Genomic DNA, 20,312 nt, shown 5'->3' on the forward strand with positions numbered 1-20,312 from the left:
AATTCTGTCCGTTGGCGCCTTGGCGCTATCTTCATTCCCGGCGCAAGATTTGATTCCGGCGGGAGAAAAATTTCAAAAGTATTATTTCGAAGCGCGGTCTCCTGACGCCGACAAGGAGGCCAAATTATTCGAAAGATTGAATTTTTCCTTCCGGGCGCCTATTTATCGAGAAGTTCATTTTCACGATTTCACGCGCGAAGGAGATTTCTTCAATGGCCGACGGCAATCAGACGATCATGCAAAAAGCTGAAGCCCGCTTTGTCGACAAGCAGAAGAAAACCGCGGAGCGCAACAAGGCAACCGCCGAATACATGTCCGAGGCGAGGGCCAGGGAGATCAAGACGGCAAGGCTGAGGGAATTGCGCCTGGCCAAGGAAGAAGCCGATCGCGTGGCGGAAGCGCTGAACCCGGCGCCGAAAAAGAAGCGTGTGGCCAAGAAGGCATAGAGTCACTCCAAGGACGTGAGCGGTCTCCCGCTGGGCTTGCACCAAGTCAAGGAATGCGGCGGCTCAAGCCACGTCTGACGTTCCAGCCATGCAATGATCCTGCCGACCAAGGGCAAGAGCGTCCAGCTCCACACCGCGGTGCGTTCCCTTTCACCTGCCTTTCGGCCTCGAAGATGCGAAACGTCGCGGCCGCGCGCGAAATAGCGGATGGTACCGAGGAACCCTGATCTGGCCATTTTCCTCTTGATCGGTCCCCCGATCTGGCCTAGCCTTCAAGTTGAGAAAAGGTTTTTCCAGACAGTCCCGATGGGGTTCGGCCGTTAGCCGGGCTTTATTCCGGCCGGTAAGGGAAAACCTTTTTCCAAACCAAGGATTTCTGCCGCGATGGCATCGGACGACCAGCCAGTTCCGGTCTTTCCCAAACCCGTCACCTTGCGCGACGTGGCCGCGCGGGCCGGCGTCAGCGTTGCCACTGCATCCAAGGCACTCAATGATCAGGGGCGCATGACCGCCGAGACCCGCGAGCGCATTCGCGAGACGGCGCGCAACCTGGGCTTCCGGCCTAACAGCCTGGCGCAGAGCCTGCTGAGGCGCCGCTCCTTTACTGTCGGCCTGCTCACCAACGACACCTATGGCCGTTTTTCGCTGCCGCTGATGTCGGGCATTTCGGATGCGCTGGTCGATGCCGGCGTCTCGGTGTTCCTGTGCAATGTCGAGGAGGATCCCCGGCTCGGCCAGCTCCATGTCGAGGCCATGCTGGACAAGCGCGTCGACGGCATCATCGCCACCGGCAAGCGCATCGACCGCCATCTGCCGATCGATCTCGCCAATTTGCGCATCCCCGTGATCTACGCCTTCACTCAGCCCGATCCCGACGCCGTCGCCTTCGTTTCCGACGATGCCGGCGGGGCGCGGCTGGCCGTCGACCATTTCTGCCGGCTCGGCCGCAAGCGCATCGCCCATGTCACCGGCCCGGCCAGTTTTGCCGTGGTGCATGAACGGGCGCAGGCCTATCGCGCCGCGCTGATCGAGAACGGCCTGTCCGTCATCGAACCCCTGCTCGGCGCCTGGTCGGAAGCCTGGGGGCATGAGGCGGTGACGACCCTTTTCGATGGCGGGGGAGAAAAGCCGGACGCCGTCTTCTGCGGCAACGACCAGATCGCGCGCGGCGTCATCGATGCTCTGCGCGAGCGTGGCTTGAGCGTTCCCGGCGATGTCGGCGTCATCGGCTTCGACAATTGGGAGATCGTGGCCGAGGCGACCCGCCCGCCGCTGACCTCGGTCGACATGAACCTGACAGCACTAGGCCGCGAGGCCGGGCTGACCCTGCTTTCCCTGGTCGGCGGCAAGCCCGCCGCGCCGGGCATCAGAAAACTGCCGTGCCGGCTGGTGGTGCGGCAGTCCTGCGGCCGCCTGCCCGACGGCTGAAAAGACGGCTGAGAAACGAAGCGCCGCGATCGGCGGCAAGCCGCGCATCGCGGCCAAATGAGGAGGAGGAGAACATGAGGACTTTGATTGCCAAACTGGCCCCGACCAAATTGGCCCTGACCAAATTGACGTTGACGGCTGCCGTTCTGGGTTGCGGCCTGCAATTTGCCGCCGCCGAAACCGCCAACATCTGGGTACGCGCCGACGGCTCGAACTTCATGCCGAGGATCGTCGACGCCTTCAACAAGGCGAACAAGGACCAGGTCAAGCTCGACATCATCCCCAATGCCGAGATCATCCCGAAATATGGCGCGGCCGCGGCCGGCGGCACGGCGCCCGACGCGCTGTCGCTCGACCTGATCTACACGCCCTCCTTCGCGGCCGCCGGCCAGTTGGAGGACATCACCGACTGGGCGAAGTCGCTTCCCTATTTCGCCAGCCTGTCGCCCGCGCATGTGAAGACCGGCACCTACAAGGACCGCATTTACGGCCTGCCCTTCTCGGCCGACGCCTCGGTGCTGATCTGGAACAAGAAGCTGTTCAAGCAGGCAGGCCTCGACCCTGAAAAGGGCCCGGCCAACTGGGCCGAGATCGAAGCCGACGCCGAGAAGGTCAACGCGCTTGGCGGCAACATCAAGGGCTTCTACTTCTCCGGCAATTGCGGTGGCTGCAACATCTTCACCTTCACGCCGCTGATCTGGGCCTCGGGCGGCGACATCCTGTCGGAGGACGGCTCCAAGGCGACGCTGGACAGCCCGCAATTGCGCGGCGCCATCGATCTCTACCGCTCGATGGTCAAGAAGGATTTGGTGCCGGCGGGCGCGCAGACCGATACGGGCGCCAATTTCTTTGCCGCCTTCGCCGCCGGCAATATCGGCATCTCGCCCTCCGGCGCCTTCGCCATCGGCGCGCTCAACACGCAATATCCCAACGTCGACTACGGGGTCACCTTCCTGCCGGGCAAGGATGGCAACTGGTCGTCGTTTGCCGGCGGCGACAATTTCGTCGTCACCAAGGGCACCAAGAAACTCGCCGTGGTGAAAGAGTTCCTGGACTTCGCCTATTCGCTCGAAGGCCAGACGATCCTCGCCAAATACGGCAGCCTGCCGGTGCGCGGCGACATCGCCAAGGACGCGCTGAAGGAGCTCGACCCGCGCTACCAGATTGCCGCCGAGGCGATGGCCAAGGGCAAGACACCTTATTCGGTGGTGTTCAACGACCTGATCAACTCCGCCAACGGCCCGTGGACACAGATGATCAACGAGGTGTTCTTCGGCGACGACGTCGATGGCGCCATAGCAAACGCCCAGGAGACCATGCAGTCGATCATCGACCAGGCGCCGCAGAAGTAGCGCCGCCTCCACCTCCCCCTTGAGGGGAGGTCGGACCGCAGGTCCGGGTGGGGTCGTCTCGGCAGTGCTCGACGTTCCTTGATGTCGGCGCGCTTGGCGGAGGACCCCACCCCCGGCCTTCGGCCGGACCCTCCCCTCGAGGAGGAGGGGACGCAGCGCCAGGGAAACAGCCATGACCACCATGACCGCAACCACCGCCCCACCCCGCCTCCGCAAACGCGTCGGCGCCGGGCGCCGGCAATGGATTGGCCTGCTCTATGTGGCGCCGGCGGTGGCGCTGGTCATGCTGTTCTTCGTCATTCCGCTCGGCATGACGGCCTGGATGTCGCTGCACAACTGGCCCTTGATGGGCGAGCACTCCTTCATCGGCCTCGGCAATTACTGGGCAATCCTGCGCGACACCAGGTTCTGGAACGCGCTGAGATTCACCGGCTACTACACGCTGATCGTCACCATCGCGATCTTCGCCGTCGCCTTTCCGCTGGCGATCTTCATCGAGCGGCCGCGCCCGTTCACCAACCTCTACCGCACCATGTTCTTCATGCCGGCGGTGGTCGGCTTTGCCTCGGCGAGCCTTTTGTGGTCGTGGCTGCTCAACGTCGATTCCGGCCTGTTCAGCCCCGCCGCCTACGATCTCGGCCTGATCGACAAGAAGTTCAACCTGCTCGCCACCTTCCAACCGGCCTTCTGGTCGATCATCGCCATGGTGGTGTGGAAGGTCGCTGGCTTCACCATGATCATCCTGATGACCGGCCTGCAGTCGATCCCGCAGGATCTGCAGGAGGCCGCCGTCATCGACGGCGCCGGGCCGTTCGCCAGGTTCCGGGCGATCACCTTGCCGCTGATGCGCCGCACCCTGGCGCTGGCGCTGATCCTGTCGGTCGCGGGCTCCATCCTTGCCTTCGACCAGTTCTACATCATCCTGCGCGGCGGCCCGCGCAACCAGACGCTGACGGCGGTGTACTGGATCTTCAACCAGTCCTTCGTCTCGTTCAAGCTCGGCTATGGCGCGGCACTCTCGATGGTGCTGCTGGTCATCCTGGTGGCGCTCAGCCTCGTCCAGCTCTGGTTGCTGCGCAAACCCGAGGGGCTCGACTGATGGCGCAGGCGATATCGGGCACAGGCAAGCTTGCCGCGCGCTTGGCCAGGCATTCCACCGGCATCGTCGCCTCGGTGCTGTTCGTGGCGCCGATCGTGTGGACGGTGCTGTCGGCCTTCAAGCCGGCACAGGAGGCGCGCCTGCCGCCGCTGCCGCCCTGGCCGACGACGGGCTTCTCGCTGGAGAACTATCAAACGCTGAACAGTTTCGGCGACGGCCTGTGGGCCTCGGCGCAGAACAGCATCTATGTCTCGGTGATGACGGTCATGCTGTCGGTCATCGTCAGCGTGCTCGCCGGCTACGGTTTTTCGCGGTTTCGGTTCCCGTTCAAGGACTTGTTCTTCGTCCTCATACTGTCGACGATCATGATCCCGTTCCAGTCGATCCTGACGCCGATCTTCCTGGTGCTGACCAAGCTTGGCCTGCACAACACGTTGACCGGCCTGGTCGGCGTCTATGTGACGCTGCAGCTGCCGTTCTCGATCTTCATGATGCGCAACGCCTTCGACGCGGTGCCGCGCGAGATCGAGGAGGCCGCGCGCATGGACGGCGCCGGCAACGCCACCATGCTCATAAAGGTCATGCTGCCGCTGGTCTGGCCTGGTGTCGTCACCATCGCGCTGTTTGCCTTCCTCGGCGCCTGGAACGAATTCCTCGCTGCCCTGGTGCTGATGACCGACCAGTCCAAGTTCACGCTGCCGGTGATGATGACCGCACTTCAGTCCGGCCGCTTCGGCGCCATCGACTGGGGCGCGGTGCAGGCGGGCGTCACCGTGATGATGGTGCCGTGCCTGATCCTGTTCCTGGCTTTGCAGCGCTTCTACATCCGCGGCCTGATGGCCGGGGCCGTCAAATAGAGCATGATCCCGAAAAGTGGGAACCGGTTTTCGGAAAGATCAGGCTCCAACAAAGAGATAGACGTCAGATCGAATGGAGTGAGTTCATGACCGCATCGCCATCCCCCCGGCACGCCACCCCAAATAAATCGCAGGAGACGGGCAAGCCGAAGCTCGCCTTCCGCCCGCTGCCGGTGCCGCAGGTCGACGTGCGCGGCTTCTGGGGCGACCGCGCCGAGGCGGTTGCCACGCGCACCGCCGACATCCTTTACGACCGCTGCGTGGCGGCGCGCATGCTGGAGCAGATCGATCCGGACCAGCCCTCGCCAGGCGTCGTCATTCCGTTCCACTCGCCCTCGCCCGACGAGGCGGCCTCCGCCGGCTTCACCGGCTCGACGGTGACCACGCAGATGTTCTGGGATTCCGATCTCGGCAAGACGATCGAGACCGCGGCCTATTCGCTCTACCGGCGTAAGAATCCCGAACTGGAGAAGAAGATCGATGCCGTCATCGACATGTACGGCAGGCTGCAGCAGGAGGACGGCTATCTCTCCAGCTGGTACCAGCGCATCCAGCCGGGCAAGCGCTGGACCAATCTGCGCGACTGCCACGAGCTTTATTGCGCCGGCCACCTCATCGAGGGCGCGGTCGCCTACTACCAGGCGACGGGCAAGCGCAAGCTGCTCGACATCATGTGCCGCTACGCCGACCACATCGCTTCGGTGCTGGGGCCCGAGCCCGGCAAGAAAAAGGGCTATTGCGGCCATGAGGAGATCGAGCTGGCGCTGGTCAAGCTGGCGCGGGTGACGGGCGAACAAAAGTACATGGAATTGGCCAAATACTTCATCGACCAGCGCGGGCAGCAGCCGCACTATTTCGACGAGGAGGCGCGCGCCCGTGGCGCCGACCCGAAGGCTTATCATTTCAAGACCTACGAATACAGCCAGTCGCACATACCGGTGCGCGAGCAGGACAAGGTCGTCGGCCACGCGGTGCGGGCCATGTACCTTTATTCGGGGATGGCCGACATCGCGACCGAATATGGCGACGACACGTTGCGGGTGGCGCTCGACCGGCTGTGGGACGACCTCACCACCAAGAACCTCTACATCACCGGCGGGCTCGGCCCGTCGGCGCACAATGAGGGCTTCACCAGCGACTACGACCTGCCCAACGAAACCGCCTATGCCGAGACCTGTGCATCGGTCGGGCTGGTGTTCTGGGCGAGCCGCATGCTCGGCATGGGGCCGAACGCGCGCTACGCCGACATGATGGAGCGCGCGCTCTACAATGGTTCCATTTCCGGCCTGTCGCTCGACGGCTCGCTGTTCTTCTACGAGAATCCGCTGGAAAGCCGGGGCAAGCATAACCGCTGGAAATGGCACCGCTGCCCTTGCTGCCCGCCCAATATCGGGCGCATGGTCGCCTCGATCGGCAGCTATTTCTACAGCCTGGCGGACGACGCGCTGGCGGTTCATCTCTATGGCGACTCCACCGCCCGCTTCGACATTGCAGACACGCCGGTCACACTGACGCAGGCGAGCCGCTATCCCTGGGATGGTGCCGTCGAGATTACCGTTGAGCCGCAGGCGCCGGTAGAGTTCACGCTGCACCTGCGTGTGCCGGCCTGGAGCGGCAACGCCGGCCTGGCCGTCAATGGCGAGACGGTCGACCTCGAGGATTTGACCAGTGACGGCTACGCCGCGATCCGGCGCAGGTGGCAGAAGGGCGACCGTGTCCGGCTCGATCTCGAAATGCCGATCGAGCGGCTCTATGCCAATCCCGAGGTGAGGCAGGATGCCGGCCGCGTCGCACTGTCGCGCGGGCCGCTGATCTACTGCGTCGAGGCGACCGACAATGACAATCGCCTGCATCGCCTGACCCTGCCGCGCACGGCCGGCATCGAGGCGCATGACGAACCGGATCTGCTCGGCGGTGTGGTGACGCTTTCAGCCACGGCACAAGCCGATGCCGGGGATGGCTGGCAGGACGGCCTTTATCGCGCCGATCCGCCGGCCAGGGTCGAGACGCGCCTGACCGCCATCCCCTATTTCGCCTGGGACAACCGCGAGCCCGGCGAGATGCTGGTTTGGCTGCGGGATGGTTGATACCGGCGGCAACGCCGTGGGGCGGCCGGTTATGTCCGGCTTGACTGGGCGGCGGCGGTCAGCGGCTTTTTCGGCGCTGCTTTCGCGGCGCTGCCGTCAATATGCGCCCAGGCCGGCCGCTCGAACAGGAACATGCCGAAGCCGATGCGCTGCACGATGAAGTAGAGCACGATGGGACTGATGATCGAGACCAGCAGCACCGCCAGGCTGAGCAAGCCCGTGTCGGTCAGCAGGCCGCTTGCCAGCGCCGCGCCGCGGAACAGCGACATCGGAATGGTGAAGGCGACATAGACGACCAGGGAATGTTCGCCCAGCCAGCGCAGCCATTCCATGGCGGGAAATTTCGACAGGAAACCGCCAAGCACGCAAAGCGCCACGGCACCGGCGACGGCCAGGACGAGATGCAGCGGCGGCCATGCCGCCAAGCCCATCTGCATGCCGACCGGCTGCATGGCATAACCCGGCGAATAGACCAGCAGGCCATTGACGACAGCCCACAGGACGAGCCCGGCGACAGCCACCGCCGAGCGAGCTTGCGTCCATTCGACGAGCCGGAACACCAGCGGCGCCATGACGAAGCCAACGTAGAAAAAGACGAAATAGGCGGCGAATTGTTCGACCGCGTAGCTGTCGGGATGCGGCGCCCACATCTGCAGACCGGCGGCGATCGGGATGACGATCCAGGCGGGCACGGCAAGCTGCCGCAGCAGTTTCGCGGCAAGACCGAACACCGCCAGCACGTAGATGAACCACAGGACGCCATAGGGCTGGACGACGGCCATTGCCAGGTCGTGCAGCATGCCGGCGGGATCCCGGCTGAAGATGCCGATCTTCAGCCCGATCGAGATGATCGCCCACAGCACGTAGAAATAGAGGTAATGGACGACGCGCCGGTCGATATAGCGCCGCCACGGCCGGTCGATCACCTGCGACAGGAACAGCCCCGAGATCAGGAAGAATTCCGGCATCCGAAACGGCGTCGCGAAGCCGATGACATAGTGGAGAAAGCCGACGCCGCCTGTATACTCGCCGGTGTTGTAGGCCGAGTACATCATGACCACGAGGATGATCGAGAGACCTTTGGCCGTGTCCACCCACGGCATGCGCATCGGGCTGCTGTTCATGGCGGCGAATCCAAACCGGCCGGCCCGGCTGGCCAGCCATCATCCCGCGATGTCTAGCACCATCAAGCTTCCCAGATCGTAAACGCGGCTGTCTTGCGGTGAGGCTGGCAGCGTCCGCGGGCCGCCGTGTTGAAGCCGTTGGCAATCATCTGCCGTCAGCGCTGCCCCTCGCCTGCCTGGCATCATCTCCCCGTAAACGGGGCGAGGGACGCCGTTCTCGCCGATTTCGCCAATCGCCGGCGTTGCGGAAAGAGCGTCGGCCTCGCGGCAGCCCTCTCGCCCCGTTTACGGGGAGAGATGTCCGGCAGGACAGTGAGGGGCAGCGCCGACCGTGACCTCTATGCACAATGAACGATTACTTTCGGGACTTGGATTTGTTCAAAGCCACCGCCGCGCGTACCAGCGCCTTGAAGGCCTCCTCGTCGACCTCCTCGCCTTTCTGGAAATCGATGGCGCGCCGTGTGTTGCCTTCGAGGCTGGAATTGAACAGGCGCGCGGGATCGGGCAGCGCGGCACCCTTGGCGAAGGTCAGCTTGACGACGGCCTTGTAGGTCTCGCCGGTGCAGATCATGCCGGCATCCTCCCACACCGGCACGCCGCGCCATTTCCACGTCTCGACCACGTCGGGATCGGCTTGATGGATCAGCGCGCGCAGCCGCCCCAGCATCTCGCCGCGCCAGTCGCCCAAGTCCTTGATCCTGCCGTCGATCAGCTCGGAGGGAGATTTGCTGTCCTCGGTGGTCGTCATTGTGGTTCTCCTTCGAACTGAAGATAGAGCGCTTACATGCGCTCGCCAGGCAAGAGGCTCGCCTGCTTCACCCAGGCGCTGAACTGCGCTTCGTCGAACGCGTCGTCCTCATGAATATTGAGGTAGCGCGTGTCCTGGCTCCTGGATTCGCCCGGCGGCACCGGATCCAGCGACATGCCGCGGAAGAAGGCCACCTTGATGTATCTGGTGAAGCAATGGAAGCTGAGGAACCAGCCCTCGCCCTCGACGCCGTAGAAAGGCGAGTTCCATTTCACCGCCTTGTTTACGCCGGGCACGGCGCGCTCGATGAGCGCGTCGAGCCGCCCGCCCATCTCGCGCTTCCAGCCCGGCATAGCCACGATATAGGCCTGCACCGGAGCGTCGCCATAGCCCTTGGCGATCTGCGGATTGCCACCGGAAAGCAGCTTCGGCTCAGCCTTGGCCGGGGTCGCCTTGGCCATGCGCTTTCCTCCTATCCATTGGCCCGCTGTGCGCTGCGTCCTTTCGCGACATAGGGCAGCACGAACATATAGAGGCCGCTGAACAGCATAAGGAAGAGCGGCGGCAGTGGCGAATAGACCACCCAGGCCGGCGGCTGTCCAAACGCCATGGTGACGAAATTGGCGATGACGGTGATCGTGAAAATGATCGACAGCCAGCGATGCGCTTGCCTGATCCATTTGCTCCAGTCCAATTCTGCCTCCTCTTGCGCTATGCGTTGAAACCCGGCGCCCTACCAGCGCGCCAGTTCGGTGATCTGGATGAGATTGCCGCAGCCATCCTCCAACTTGGCGATGGTCGAGCCGGTCACGTCGGTAGGCGCCATGGCAAAGGCACCGCCATTGGCCTTGATGCGCTCATGGTCGCCCTTGATGTTGTCGGTGAAGAGCATCAGCGCCGGCTGGCCCTGCTTGAAGATCGCCTGCTGGTAGGCCTTTGCCGCCGGGTTGTCGTTCAGCGCCAGCTGCAATTCGGTGCCGTCGGGCTCTTCGGCCGAGACGACCGTCAGCCAACGGAACGGCCCATTGCTGAAATCGGCTTTTTTGGTGAAGCCCAGCACGCCGGTGTAGAAGGCAAGCGCCTTTTCCTGATCGTCGACATAGATGCTGGTCAGTTTGATCTTCATCGCTTTTTCTCCATGGTTTCGCCGGCGGGAAACCCACCCTCTAATATTTCTGTCTGGCTTTCAGTTCGGCCGAGAGGCCTCAGTCCGTCCGCGCCAGAAGCTCTTCCAGCTTTTCCAGGAATTGCGGCCAACCCACCTTGGCGCCGCCATAGGCCCGCTTCTGGTCGGGCCGGAAACCGGCCTGCTCCATGCGCAGATGGGTTCCCGTTGGCGTCGGGGTGAGCGTGAAAGTCACCACGCTCCTGAGATCGAACGCCGGGTCCTGATGCGCGAGGTTCCAGCTGTAGGACAACCTCTTGTGCGGCTCGACGGCAAGCACCTCGCAGTCCAGCACGCCGCCCCAGTCGGCGCTGATGTTGAAGCGATGGCCGACGGCGGGTTTGAAATCGCTCTTCATCAGCCACTCCTCGATCAGATGCGGTTGCGTCAGCGCGCGCCAGAGTTTTTCGGGCGGATGGGAGATCTCCCGCTCGACAACGACAGTGCGGGTTTGCTGTGCACTATCGTTCACTGGTCCATCCTTTTGAGCAAATCCTCGAGGTCGTCGAACCGGCTTTCCCAGAACCCTGCCATATGGCGTGTCCAGTCCATCAGCGGCGCCAGCGCGGCAAGCCGGGCGCTGTAATGCGTCTGGCGGCCTTCATGGCGGTCGCGCACCAGCCCGGCCTGCTTCAGCACGCCGAGATGCTTCGACACCGCCGGCTGCGAGACGCCGGACTGGCTGGTCAGCGCCCCGACCGTCTGCTCTCCCTGGCGGCACAGCCGCTCGAAAATCGCCCGCCGTGTCGGGTCGGCGAGCGTCCTGAAGAGCATGTCATGAGCGTCTGGCATTTCTAATCGATAACCCGTTGGCTATTGGTTGACGTATAACCACAGGGATATATGTTCGTCAAGCGGAAGATTGGAGCGTCCTGACACGGTGGTGGCTATATGGGGCCGTGGCTGCGACCGATCTCGCGCGCCACCAGTTCCTGCAGTTGCCACAGATTGCGGTCGCGTATGCCGCAGGCGTCGAGATGGCGGATGGTCTCGAACAGATATTGCGCGCCCGAGCCCCAATGGCCGACGGCGTTCGCCAGCGTCGCCGCGACCGCGGGCTTGTCCAGTTTGCCGGCGTAGCGCGGGTTGGCGGGATCGACGACGAAGCCGAGCGCCAGGCACGGCCCGCTTTCGGTGCTGACCCGCAGCCAGCGCGGCACGTTGACGGCGGGCAGGATGGTCATTTCGCGGCGCAGCAGCGCTTCCAGATTGGCGGCAACCGGTTCGGCGATCTCGAACACCATGCCCTGGCACTGGCCGCCACGGTCGAGCGCCATCATCAGCCCGGGCTGCTCGAGCGTGCCGCGAAAGCGCTGCACCGTGAAGCAGAACGACCGATTCCAGCCCCGCGCCACCGCCCGCTCGCCGCCCCTCACCTCGCCGGCCGGCTTCCACAACAGCGAGCCATAGGCGAACAGCCTCAGCGGCCCGGCCGGTGCCGAGGCCAGGATCTCGTCGCGAAACCGCGCATAGTCGTCATCGGTCATCGGGATCATGCCCGGCACCGGCCCGGCATCCTCGACCACGCGCAAGGTGCGCGCCACCAGCGCCTCGGTCAGCGCCATCGGCGACTTGCGTGGCGGTGATTTGCGCGGTGCGGCGGAAATCGGCTTGCTCATTGTCATGCCTCGGCCATGGCAGCCATGTTGCTGAAGGTTCGGGGATTCTCAAGAGCCAGAACCGTTCGAAACCTGGAATCCGTACCTGAGCCATCCCGTGCAGCAGCTTGATCGGATTCAACAAAATCGGGCGACGTTCGGCGTGCCTATGACACCAGCGGCATCGGCACCTTGAGCCCGTCGATCAGCGCATCGCGGAACAGCGCGATGGGGCGCCCCAGCCGCCCGGCAGGCGGGCGGTGCAGCAGCCAGGCGCGCACTTGCGGCTTGAAGTCGGGGCAGTCGATCACCTCGACGGCATCGCGCCAGCGACTGTCGGCGAAGGCGCCCGGCGTGACGATGCCGATGCCATGGCCGCGCGCCACCAGCGACATTCTGAGATCGACGCTGAGCGCTTCGACGCCGACCTGGAACGGTAGCCTCGCGGCCTCGAAGCTCTGACGGATGAAGGCGCGAAAACCGCAGCCGTTTTCGTTCATCACCCAGGCAAAGCGCGATAGATCGGCAAGCTTCGCCTGCTTCGGCACGCCAAGGCCGGGAGACGCGACCAGCAGCACCGATTGTACGCCGAGATCGTCGCAGACCAGTTCGTCCGGTGGCGCCAGGCCTTCGGCGAGGCACACCGCCACCGCGTCGACCTCGCTGCGCGCCACCTGCTCGACCAGCCTTGGCGACCAGCCCGACGTAATGCGCAGCGTCAATTGCGGGAAGGCGGCGCGCAGGCCATCGAGCGGCAGCGCCAGCGCCGCATCCGAGAGATAGGGCATGATGCCCAGGCGGAATTCGCCCCTGACCTCGCCTTGCGGCGACACGCCTGCCTTCAGGTCCTCCAGCGAACGCAGCACGCGCCGGCCATGCTCATAAGCCTCGCGTCCCGAGGCGGTCGGCTTCAGCGGCTTCGACTGGCGGTCGAGCAATGCTGTCGCCAGCCCAACCTCGAGGTTCTGGATGCGGCGCGTGACGCCCGGCTGGGTGAGATTGAGCCTGGCCGAGGCGCCGACGATCGAGCCAGTTTCCACCACGGCGACGAAAGCTTCGAGATCATGGATATTCATGCGCATCTCGCATAATCATTATCGATTTGATTTAATTGTAGCATGATAAAACTTCGGCATAAAGTCCTCATGAGATATGCAACTTCATTGAGGATTTTCATGCTCGATACCAATGATGGTCAATTGGCCGGACGGCTGCCGGCTCGAACCATCACCGGCCCGCAGACGCTGCTTTTTGCCGCCTCTACCGGCATTATCGTCACCAACCTGTTCGCGCCGCAGACACTGGTCGGCCTGATCGGCCCGTCGCTCGGCGCCGGCACAGCGAGCGTCGGTCTGGTCGCCATGGCGACGCTGCTCGGCTATGCCGCCGGCCTGTTCTTCTTGGTGCCGATGGCCGATCTCGGCGAAAACCGCACCCTGATCCTGCGCATGCTGGGCGCGGCGGCTCTTGCGGCCGGCATCGCCGCGCTGGCGCCCACCATCGCCTCGCTGCTGATCGTCCTGTTCGTGCTCGGCGCCGCCTGTTCGGCGATCCAGATACTGGTGCCAATCGCCGCCTCGATGGCGCCGCCCGGCGAGGCCGGCCGCGTCATCGGCCATGTGATGAGCGGACTGATGATCGGCATCCTGCTCGCACGGCCGCTGGCCAGCCTCGTCGCCGATGCCTGGGGCTGGCGCGCCTTCTATGGCCTCAGCGCCGCCGCCCTGACGCTGCTCGCCATCGTGCTCGCCTTCACCCTGCCGCGACGGCGGCCGGAGGTGAAATCGTCCTATGGCGCGCTGATTGCTTCACTGTTCCATCTGCTGCGCCAAGAGCCGGTGTTGCGGCGCCGCGCCTTGACCGCGGCGTTGGTGATGACGGCGTTCAGTCTGTTCTGGACGGCGGTGGCCCTGCGCCTGGCGCAGCCGCCTTTCGGCCTCGGGCAGCGCGGCATCGCGCTTTTCGCGCTCGTCGGCGCCGGCGGTGCCGTGGTTACGCCGCTGTTCGGTCGCGCCGGCGACCGTGGCTGGACGCGGGCGGCGACGATCTTCTGCCATCTCCTGCTGATCGGCGCGCTGGTGCTCGCGGCCTGGGCCGGCTCCTTTCAGTCCGGCGCGTCATGGACACCGCTCGCGCTGATGGGCGTCAGCGCCGTGCTGCTCGACATCGGCGTCACCGGCGACCAGACGCTCGGCCGCCGCGCCATCAACCTGCTGCGTCCCGAGGCGCGCGGCCGCCTCAACGGCCTGTTCGTCGGCATCTTCTTCATCGGCGGCGCCATCGGCTCCTTGCTGGCCGGCATCGGCTGGACCCTGGGTGGCTGGCCCTGTCTCTGCGCCATCGGCGCCGCCTTTGGTCTCGCTGCCCTGCTGGTCGACTGGACCGGCGGGCCCGAATGACCGCTGGCCGGAACGACATTGCCCCATAAGCGTTGTCCGCGGGGAGGAAGTCATGAACGATGCGCCGGCAACGCCCGTCGGCAGGCCGCTTTCGCCTGGCGAGCTGGTCACCGTGATGTCCCATTTTCATCGCGCCGAGATCGCCCGCATGGCCGGCTGGCGCGACCGCCTCGACCGCACCAGCAATTGGGCGATCACCGTTGTCGCGGCGATGCTGTCGGTGTCGCTGTCGACGGCCAGCGCCCATCACGGCGTGCTGCTGTTCGCCATGCTGCTGGTGCTGCTCTTGTTGTGGATCGAGGCGCGCCGATACCGCTTCTTCGATGTCTACCGCGCCCGCGTGCGCCAGTTCGAGCGCCATTATTTCGCGCAGATCTTCTCGCCGCAGCCCGACTTTGCCTCCGACTGGCTGCTGATCCTCGGCGAGAGCCTGCGCACGCCAAAATTCCTGGTCTCGCAGCGCGTGGCGCTGGCGCGCCGCCTGCGCCGCAACTACCTGCACATGATGCTGATCCTGCTGCTCGCCTGGATCCTGAAACTGTCGACCCCGAGCCTGATCGACCAAGGCGTGCCGGTCGGCTTTGTCGGCACGATGCGCGAAGCTGTCGGCGCCGCGGCGCTCGGTCCCATTCCGGGCGTAGTCATCGTCGCCGTGGTTGCCCTCCTCTATGCCGTCCTGCTGGCAGCCGCCTTCCTGACACCGGGCGACGACGGCGAACTCTCCTTCGGCGACGTCCACGTCTGAGTTCGATATCTCGCGACGATGGCTGCAACGCAAACCCCGGCCGCGCGTTGTGATGGTCAGTCCGCGGCGGCGTCTTGAAGGGACCCATGATCCACCCACTGGCAACAAGGTCGCACGGCACCGCGGCCGCCCTTTCGCTGGCCACCGCCCTTTCGCTGGCCGCCGCCCTTTCGCTGGCCGCCGTCCTTTCGCTGGCCATCATCGCCCTCGCCTCGGCAAGCCAGGCGCTGGCCGCGCAGCCGACCGGCCACGCTTCGGGCATGGGCGGCTCGGCCGAAGGGCTGTTCGTCGCCGAGATCGTGCTTCTGCTTCTGGTCGGCCGTGGCCTTGGCGAGATCTTCCAGCGCTACCGGCAGCCGGCGATCATGGGCCAGCTGATCGGCGGCATCCTGCTCGGGCCGTCGCTGTTCGGCTGGCTCTGGCCCGGCGCCCAGCATCTGATCTTCTCCACCGATCCGGCGCAGAAAGGCATGATCGATGCCGTCTCGCAGCTCGGCATCCTGCTGCTCCTGCTGCTCACCGGCATGGAGACGGATTTGCGGCTCGTGCGGCGGGTGGGTGCGGCCTGTTTTTCGATCTCGATCACCGGCGTCGTCCTGCCCTTTGCCTGCGGTTTCGCGCTGGCGCAGGTGCTGCCGGATTCGCTTCTGCCCGAGCCGAGCGAGCGCATCGTCGCAGGGCTGTTCCTCGGCACCGCGCTGTCGATCTCCTCGGTCAAAATCGTCGCCATGGTGGTGCGCGAAATGAATTTCATGCGCCGCAATCTCGGCCAGGTCATCGTCTCCTCGGCCATCATCGAGGACACGATCGGCTGGCTGATCATCGCCGTCACTTTCGGCATCGCCACCAATGGCAGCCTGCAGGTGCTGCCGCTGGTGCTGACGGTGGCCGAAGTGGCGCTGTTCATGGTGTTCTCCTTCACCATCGGCCGCCGCCTGGTGTTCACCCTGATCCGCTGGAGCAACGATTCCTTCCGCAGCGAATACGCCGTCATCACCGTTATCCTCATCATCATGGGCGTGATGGCGCTGATCACCAACCTGATCGGCGTCCACACCGTGCTCGGCGCCTTCGTCGCGGGCATACTGGTCGGGGAATCGCCGATCCTGTCGGACCACATCGAGGGCCAGTTGCGCGGCGTCATCACGGCGCTGTTCATGCCGGTGTTCTTCGGCATGGCCGGCCTGTCCGCGGACCTTACCGTGCTTGCCGACCCGACGCTGGCGCTGCTGACGCTGGCCCTGGTGGCGATCGCCAGCATCGGCAAGTTCTCGGGCGCCTTCCTCGGCGGCCGGCTGGCCGGCATGTCCCTGAAGGAGTCTACCGCCGTCGGCAGCGCCATGAACGCGCGCGGCTCGACCGAGGTCATCGTCGCCTCGATCGGCCTGTCGATGAACATCCTCTCCCACAATCTGTTCACCATGATCGTCACCATGGCCGTCATCACCACGCTGGCCATGCCGCCAATGCTGCGCTGGGCGCTCGGCCGGCTGCCGGTCGGCGACACCGAAAAGCAGCGCGTCGACCGCGAACTGCTCGACGAGCGCGGCTTCGTCTCCAAGCTGGAGCGGCTGCTGCTGCTCGTCGATGACAGCCCGGTCGGCAAGTTCACCGCCTACCTCGCCGGTCTCGTCGGCGGCGGCAGCGGCATGCCGACCACGCTGCTCCACCTCGAGGATGGCAAACTGCCCGGCCCGGCCCGCGACAAAGGCTCCGAGCGCGCCTCCAAGCAGGTCAAGAGGGGGGCGGCCAGAAGCGCCAGGGCTGTCAGGAAGGCCGAGGATACGCCCGTCGACAAGGTCCACCTCACGGCCCGCACCGAGCTTGAAGCCACCACCGAGACGATCGCCGCGGAAGCCCGCAAGGGCTACGGCCTGCTGCTGGTCGGGCTGGACAACGCGCTGGCCGAAGGCACCTTCAGCGGCACGCTGAACGCCATCACCAGCGGCTTCGACGGCCCGCTCTGCCTGGTGCTGAATGGCGCCAAGGCCGATGGCAAGATGCCGATGCTGCGCGCCGGCGCGACCATTCTGGTTCCGGTGAACGGCACCGAGGTGGCGCGGCGCGCGGCCGATTTCGCGCTCGCCTTGGCGCGGCCGCACCGGGCGCGCGTGAAAGTCCTTTATGTCTCGCAGGCCCGCAAGGGCAGCCGGCCGAGCTCGGTTTCGCACCGCCGCGAGGAGGCCGTGCTCAAGGATGTCGCCGATCTCGCCGACCGCTATGGCGTCGCCGTCGACACCGCGATCAGGACGCGCGCCACGCCCGACAGGGCGATCGCCAGGGAAGCAGCCAAGGGCGCCGCCATGGTGGTGATGGGCGTCACCCAGCGGCCAGGCGACGAGCTGTTCTTCGGCGACACGGCGAGCGCGGTGCTGACCGCCGCCGCCTGCCCGGTCGTGCTTCTGGCCAGCGACCGCGTGCGGCGAACCGAAGCCACCGCCGAGGAGACGGCAGCCGAGACTGGGGCTTGATGCCTGTCGGCTTGACCGGAGTACGCAATTCCCCCGGGGGAAGCGCTTACGCACGTTTCCTGGAATTGCGCCTACAGGCCGAGGAATTGCCGCCCGATCATGTAGCCCAGCGCCGCCGCGACGAGCGGAAACAGCGCCGGCGCGACCTTGCCGAACAAGGAGACGCTTGTCTCCTTGGGCGGCACATAGCGTCCATTGCCAAGATTCTTGGTCATTGCGTACCCCACGCCACCGGATAATTAGCAGATGCTTATTGACGCATGGCCGCATTAACGGGTTGCAAAGAAATTCGATCGAAAGCCGGCCATTCGACTGGATGACTGGCGAATGCGGCTTGGCTTGGCCTGGATCTCGGAAGCGGGTATGCCCCGGCCTCGCGCAGCCGCCGGGGGCATCGGTCGTCGCGGCCGAGCGCTAGGTCCGGCAGACCGCCACGACGAAGAACTCGCGGTAGCAGAAATCGGGATCGTCGAGCAGGCGATCCGGCCGCTGCTTCAGCTGCCGCCAATAGGCCTGGTCGGCGTCAGGCAGGGCGTAGCCCGGCGCGACGCTGGCAAAATAGGCCAGCAGGTCGCGAACATAGTCGCGCGTGAAGCGAGGCGCCGGCGCCCAGCGCTCGACCAGCCAGCCCTTGCGGCTGACGACCTCCATGCCCGCCTGCCGCAGGCGCGCCGGGAGCGTCGAACCGCAGTCGGTGCCGAGCACGCCCCGGTCGCGGAACCCCTGCAGCCTGGCGGCCATGAAGCGCGCCAGCAGGGCCCGGTCCATGGGCAGGATTTGCAGGATGGTCGAATCGAAATCCTTGACCGCCAAGATGCCGCCCGGCTTCAGCACGCGCCTGGCCTCGCCGACGGCAAGCTCGAACTCGGCCGGCGTCAGATACTGCATGACATTGCCGGACCAGACGCAATCGAACGATGCGTCGGCGAAGGGCAGCGACAGGATGCTGCCGACATGCGTGGCAATCTCCGGCGGCTCGGGCAGCGTGCCCGCGAGCGCCTCCACCCGGCCCATGTTTTCGGGCGCGAGGTCGAGCGCGGCGATGAAGCCGGATGGGCCGACGGCGCTCGCGATGAGCGGCAGGAAGCCGCCGCTGCCGCAACCGGCGTCGAGCACGCGCCAACCCGGGCGGATGCCGGCGTCGAGCAAGGCCGCCTCGTATTCGGGCCGCGACGATTCGAAATGAAGATCGAGCCAGCCGGCCTCGCTCGCTTCGTGACCGGTGGACGTTTGGTTCCTGCCAGACAAATGATGACCCCCCATGGCGCGGCAGGGATAGAAGCGCACCCAACGGCATCGCGCAATGCCCTGCGCGGCGTTGAACCGGCGCCGGTCTACGCCGGCAGGGACGGCTCGGTATTGGGTTCCAGCGCCTCTTCCGCCTCGTGGTCGTCCGGAAGCACGTCGCCATGCACCGCCAGCGGCCGGCCGATCCAGATGGGATCGACCAGATGGTCGCGCTTGGGATTGCTCGTGTTCGGGTGGATGAGGATGCTGAGGCCGCCATGGTTCAGCATCAGCCACGGAACCAGCGCGCCGAAGATCCCGGTCGCGAAGGAGACCTGGTACATGGCCTTATCATGCGGCCCGATCTGTCGCTCGTGCCAATTGCCTAGGCGCACGCGGAATCGTTCCGCGATGCGCAGCCGCAGCCATTCGGCATGCTGCCGCTCGGCGTGGCCGTCGAAATAGACATGCGCGTGATAGCTGGCGATCTCGGCAAGTGGCCGTGGACTGTCCTGGCTCATCTCGATGCCCTCCTCCTCCCGCCATTCAGCCCGAGAGCGCGGTCTTAAGCAAGGTCACCGACTGCCGCTCGGCCCCCGGGACGACCGGCACCGGCTGGACGCGGTTCCCGCCTCCCAGGCATGCCGTCACGCCGCTGGCGCCGCGAGGCTTTCGGCCCCGCGCACATCGTGTAGTCTGATCATCCCCTTGGAAAATGACAAGATGAACACCGCCGAAACCTTGCCCTATCTGTCATCCCGGCTGCTCGACCGCCTGCCGATCTCGACCGTCGACATGGTCGACGAGATCGAACGCCAGATCGTCGGCCAGCGGCGCGGCGAGGTCTGGTGCGCGCCGAAGGCGGTCGTGCTGCCGGGCGACGACCGCTACATCATGGCGACGCTTGGCGTCGCCTCCACGCCGCCCGTGCTGGCAACGAAATCGCTGGTCGTCAATCCGCGCAACGCCGGGCGCGGACTGCCGACGCTCAATTCGCTGATCACGCTGCTCGACGCCGAGACCGGCCTGCCGCTTGCCCTGGTCGACGGCAATTGGGTGACGGAGAAGCGCACGGCCGCCTTGAGCGCCGTCGCCGCCAGGCGCATGGCGCGCGGCGATGCGTCATCCCTGGCCTTCATCGGCTGCGGGGTGCAAGCGCGTGGACATTTAGAGGCATTCGCCGACCTCTTCCCCTTGCGCGAAATCCGCGCCTTCGGCCGCGGCACCGCCAACCGCGACGCGCTGTGCCAAATGGCGCAATCGCGCGGACTGCAAGCAATCCCCTGCGACACGGCAAGGGCCGCGATCGAAGGCGCCGACATGGTGGTGACGACGGTGACCCTGGTGCCCAAACCCGCGCCCTTCCTCGACGCCAACTGGCTGAAGCCGGGAAGCTTCACCGTGATGACCGACCAGGCCCTGCCCTGGCTGCGAGAGACCATGCCCCGCTTCGACCGCATCATCGTCGACGATTTGGAGCAGGAGCGAAACATGGCCAAGCCGATGGTTGATCCCGGACTGGTTGCCGGAGATTTGACGGGGCTGGTTTGTGGGGACTTTGCGGGG

General features: G+C 65.2%; 22 protein-coding genes. 10 read left to right on the forward strand and 12 right to left on the reverse strand.

All coding sequences use genetic code 11. The features are described from left to right. Window positions 1-212 precede the first annotated feature (212 nt). From LB571_RS19685 to LB571_RS19710, 6 genes are all read left to right on the forward strand, one after another. Complete coding sequence (locus tag LB571_RS19685; RefSeq protein WP_015316770.1) at window positions 213-446, forward strand: hypothetical protein; 234 nt, start codon at window positions 213-215, stop codon at window positions 444-446. 384 nt (window positions 447-830) lie between these two features. After that, complete coding sequence (locus tag LB571_RS19690) at window positions 831-1,874, forward strand: LacI family DNA-binding transcriptional regulator (RefSeq protein WP_140824328.1); 1,044 nt, start codon at window positions 831-833, stop codon at window positions 1,872-1,874. Between the two features lie 74 nt (window positions 1,875-1,948). After that, on the forward strand, window positions 1,949-3,226 hold the full coding sequence (locus LB571_RS19695; protein ID WP_224597099.1) for an ABC transporter substrate-binding protein: 1,278 nt from the start codon (window positions 1,949-1,951) through the stop codon (window positions 3,224-3,226). A 172-nt stretch (window positions 3,227-3,398) separates the two neighbouring features. Further along, window positions 3,399-4,325, forward strand: coding sequence for a carbohydrate ABC transporter permease (locus LB571_RS19700; protein ID WP_224597103.1), 927 nt, complete (start codon window positions 3,399-3,401; stop codon window positions 4,323-4,325). Beyond that, on the forward strand, window positions 4,325-5,182 hold the full coding sequence (locus LB571_RS19705; protein ID WP_140617877.1) for a carbohydrate ABC transporter permease: 858 nt from the start codon (window positions 4,325-4,327) through the stop codon (window positions 5,180-5,182). Before LB571_RS19700 ends, LB571_RS19705 begins: the two co-directional genes overlap by 1 nt. A gap of 86 nt (window positions 5,183-5,268) precedes the next feature. Then, window positions 5,269-7,269 carry a glycoside hydrolase family 127 protein gene (locus LB571_RS19710; protein ID WP_224597105.1) on the forward strand — a complete coding sequence of 667 codons (2,001 nt, stop codon included), beginning with the start codon at window positions 5,269-5,271 and terminating at the stop codon, window positions 7,267-7,269. A gap of 29 nt (window positions 7,270-7,298) precedes the next feature. Here LB571_RS19710 and LB571_RS19715 read toward each other — a convergent pair whose 3' ends face one another. The 9 genes from LB571_RS19715 to LB571_RS19755 form a co-directional block, all read right to left on the reverse strand. Then, window positions 7,299-8,393: an acyltransferase family protein gene (locus tag LB571_RS19715; protein WP_224597108.1), complete on the reverse strand. Its 1,095-nt coding sequence runs from the start codon at window positions 8,391-8,393 to the stop codon at window positions 7,299-7,301. Between the two features lie 355 nt (window positions 8,394-8,748). After that, window positions 8,749-9,141, reverse strand: coding sequence for a DUF1801 domain-containing protein (locus LB571_RS19720; protein WP_224597111.1), 393 nt, complete (start codon window positions 9,139-9,141; stop codon window positions 8,749-8,751). A gap of 32 nt (window positions 9,142-9,173) precedes the next feature. Further along, window positions 9,174-9,602 carry a DUF1801 domain-containing protein gene (locus LB571_RS19725; protein WP_224597112.1) on the reverse strand — a complete coding sequence of 143 codons (429 nt, stop codon included), beginning with the start codon at window positions 9,600-9,602 and terminating at the stop codon, window positions 9,174-9,176. Window positions 9,603-9,613: 11 nt separating this feature from the next. Then, window positions 9,614-9,835: a hypothetical protein gene (locus tag LB571_RS19730; protein WP_224597114.1), complete on the reverse strand. Its 222-nt coding sequence runs from the start codon at window positions 9,833-9,835 to the stop codon at window positions 9,614-9,616. A 39-nt stretch (window positions 9,836-9,874) separates the two neighbouring features. Continuing rightward, window positions 9,875-10,267 carry a VOC family protein gene (locus tag LB571_RS19735; protein WP_140617872.1) on the reverse strand — a complete coding sequence of 131 codons (393 nt, stop codon included), beginning with the start codon at window positions 10,265-10,267 and terminating at the stop codon, window positions 9,875-9,877. A gap of 79 nt (window positions 10,268-10,346) precedes the next feature. Next, a complete protein-coding gene (locus tag LB571_RS19740; protein ID WP_140716562.1) occupies window positions 10,347-10,778 on the reverse strand; it encodes an SRPBCC family protein in 432 nt (143 codons plus the stop codon). Beyond that, window positions 10,775-11,098 (reverse strand): ArsR/SmtB family transcription factor, encoded by a 324-nt coding sequence (locus LB571_RS19745; RefSeq protein ID WP_224597144.1) that lies wholly within the window; start codon window positions 11,096-11,098, stop codon window positions 10,775-10,777. The genes LB571_RS19740 and LB571_RS19745 overlap by 4 nt, the downstream gene beginning before the upstream one ends. Window positions 11,099-11,193: 95 nt before the next feature. Next, window positions 11,194-11,925, reverse strand: a complete 732-nt coding sequence (locus tag LB571_RS19750; RefSeq protein ID WP_224597147.1) for a gamma-glutamylcyclotransferase — start codon at window positions 11,923-11,925, stop codon at window positions 11,194-11,196. Between the two features lie 146 nt (window positions 11,926-12,071). Then, a complete protein-coding gene (locus LB571_RS19755; protein ID WP_224597150.1) occupies window positions 12,072-12,980 on the reverse strand; it encodes a LysR family transcriptional regulator in 909 nt (302 codons plus the stop codon). Between the two features lie 99 nt (window positions 12,981-13,079). Here LB571_RS19755 and LB571_RS19760 point away from each other — a divergent pair, with 99 nt between their 5' ends. From LB571_RS19760 to LB571_RS19770, 3 genes are all read left to right on the forward strand, one after another. Next, on the forward strand, window positions 13,080-14,303 hold the full coding sequence (locus tag LB571_RS19760; protein WP_224597155.1) for an MFS transporter: 1,224 nt from the start codon (window positions 13,080-13,082) through the stop codon (window positions 14,301-14,303). Between the two features lie 52 nt (window positions 14,304-14,355). Further along, complete coding sequence (locus LB571_RS19765; protein ID WP_140724925.1) at window positions 14,356-15,048, forward strand: DUF2270 domain-containing protein; 693 nt, start codon at window positions 14,356-14,358, stop codon at window positions 15,046-15,048. A gap of 260 nt (window positions 15,049-15,308) precedes the next feature. Next, a complete protein-coding gene (locus LB571_RS19770; RefSeq protein WP_411961427.1) occupies window positions 15,309-17,519 on the forward strand; it encodes a cation:proton antiporter in 2,211 nt (736 codons plus the stop codon). Between the two features lie 71 nt (window positions 17,520-17,590). Here LB571_RS19770 and LB571_RS19775 read toward each other — a convergent pair whose 3' ends face one another. From LB571_RS19775 to LB571_RS19785, 3 genes are all read right to left on the reverse strand, one after another. After that, on the reverse strand, window positions 17,591-17,734 hold the full coding sequence (locus LB571_RS19775; protein ID WP_181171116.1) for a hypothetical protein: 144 nt from the start codon (window positions 17,732-17,734) through the stop codon (window positions 17,591-17,593). Window positions 17,735-17,933: 199 nt separating this feature from the next. Beyond that, entirely contained in the window at window positions 17,934-18,668 is a 735-nt protein-coding gene (locus tag LB571_RS19780) for a methyltransferase domain-containing protein (protein WP_224597161.1), read from the reverse strand. 185 nt (window positions 18,669-18,853) lie between these two features. Continuing rightward, the gene (locus tag LB571_RS19785; RefSeq protein WP_224597163.1) at window positions 18,854-19,267 is read right to left on the reverse strand and encodes a DOPA 4,5-dioxygenase family protein; all 414 of its coding nucleotides are present in this window, start codon (window positions 19,265-19,267) and stop codon (window positions 18,854-18,856) included. Between the two features lie 202 nt (window positions 19,268-19,469). Between LB571_RS19785 and LB571_RS19790 the strand changes: the two genes are divergently transcribed. Continuing rightward, window positions 19,470-20,312: ornithine cyclodeaminase family protein (locus LB571_RS19790; protein ID WP_224597166.1), on the forward strand; the 843-nt coding region annotated here is incomplete at its 3' end.

It is taken from the genome of Mesorhizobium sp. BR1-1-4 (assembly GCF_020165375.1).
Taxonomy (GTDB): domain Bacteria; phylum Pseudomonadota; class Alphaproteobacteria; order Rhizobiales; family Rhizobiaceae; genus Mesorhizobium; species Mesorhizobium australicum.

Excerpts from the sequence above, each read along its gene's own strand:
- LB571_RS19685 (WP_015316770.1), top strand. The coding sequence starts at position 213 with ATGGCCGACGGCAATCAGACGATCATGCAAAAAGCTGAAGCCCGCTTT.
- LB571_RS19690 (WP_140824328.1), top strand. The coding sequence starts at position 831 with ATGGCATCGGACGACCAGCCAGTTCCGGTCTTTCCCAAACCCGTCACC.
- LB571_RS19695 (WP_224597099.1), top strand. The coding sequence starts at position 1,949 with ATGAGGACTTTGATTGCCAAACTGGCCCCGACCAAATTGGCCCTGACC.
- LB571_RS19700 (WP_224597103.1), top strand. The coding sequence starts at position 3,399 with ATGACCACCATGACCGCAACCACCGCCCCACCCCGCCTCCGCAAACGC.
- LB571_RS19705 (WP_140617877.1), top strand. The coding sequence starts at position 4,325 with ATGGCGCAGGCGATATCGGGCACAGGCAAGCTTGCCGCGCGCTTGGCC.
- LB571_RS19710 (WP_224597105.1), top strand. The coding sequence starts at position 5,269 with ATGACCGCATCGCCATCCCCCCGGCACGCCACCCCAAATAAATCGCAG.
- LB571_RS19715 (WP_224597108.1), bottom strand. The coding sequence starts at position 8,393 with ATGAACAGCAGCCCGATGCGCATGCCGTGGGTGGACACGGCCAAAGGT.
- LB571_RS19720 (WP_224597111.1), bottom strand. The coding sequence starts at position 9,141 with ATGACGACCACCGAGGACAGCAAATCTCCCTCCGAGCTGATCGACGGC.
- LB571_RS19725 (WP_224597112.1), bottom strand. The coding sequence starts at position 9,602 with ATGGCCAAGGCGACCCCGGCCAAGGCTGAGCCGAAGCTGCTTTCCGGT.
- LB571_RS19735 (WP_140617872.1), bottom strand. The coding sequence starts at position 10,267 with ATGAAGATCAAACTGACCAGCATCTATGTCGACGATCAGGAAAAGGCG.
- LB571_RS19745 (WP_224597144.1), bottom strand. The coding sequence starts at position 11,098 with ATGCCAGACGCTCATGACATGCTCTTCAGGACGCTCGCCGACCCGACA.
- LB571_RS19750 (WP_224597147.1), bottom strand. The coding sequence starts at position 11,925 with ATGAGCAAGCCGATTTCCGCCGCACCGCGCAAATCACCGCCACGCAAG.
- LB571_RS19755 (WP_224597150.1), bottom strand. The coding sequence starts at position 12,980 with ATGAATATCCATGATCTCGAAGCTTTCGTCGCCGTGGTGGAAACTGGC.
- LB571_RS19760 (WP_224597155.1), top strand. The coding sequence starts at position 13,080 with ATGCTCGATACCAATGATGGTCAATTGGCCGGACGGCTGCCGGCTCGA.
- LB571_RS19765 (WP_140724925.1), top strand. The coding sequence starts at position 14,356 with ATGAACGATGCGCCGGCAACGCCCGTCGGCAGGCCGCTTTCGCCTGGC.
- LB571_RS19770 (WP_411961427.1), top strand. The coding sequence starts at position 15,309 with ATGGGCGGCTCGGCCGAAGGGCTGTTCGTCGCCGAGATCGTGCTTCTG.
- LB571_RS19775 (WP_181171116.1), bottom strand. The coding sequence starts at position 17,734 with ATGACCAAGAATCTTGGCAATGGACGCTATGTGCCGCCCAAGGAGACA.
- LB571_RS19785 (WP_224597163.1), bottom strand. The coding sequence starts at position 19,267 with ATGAGCCAGGACAGTCCACGGCCACTTGCCGAGATCGCCAGCTATCAC.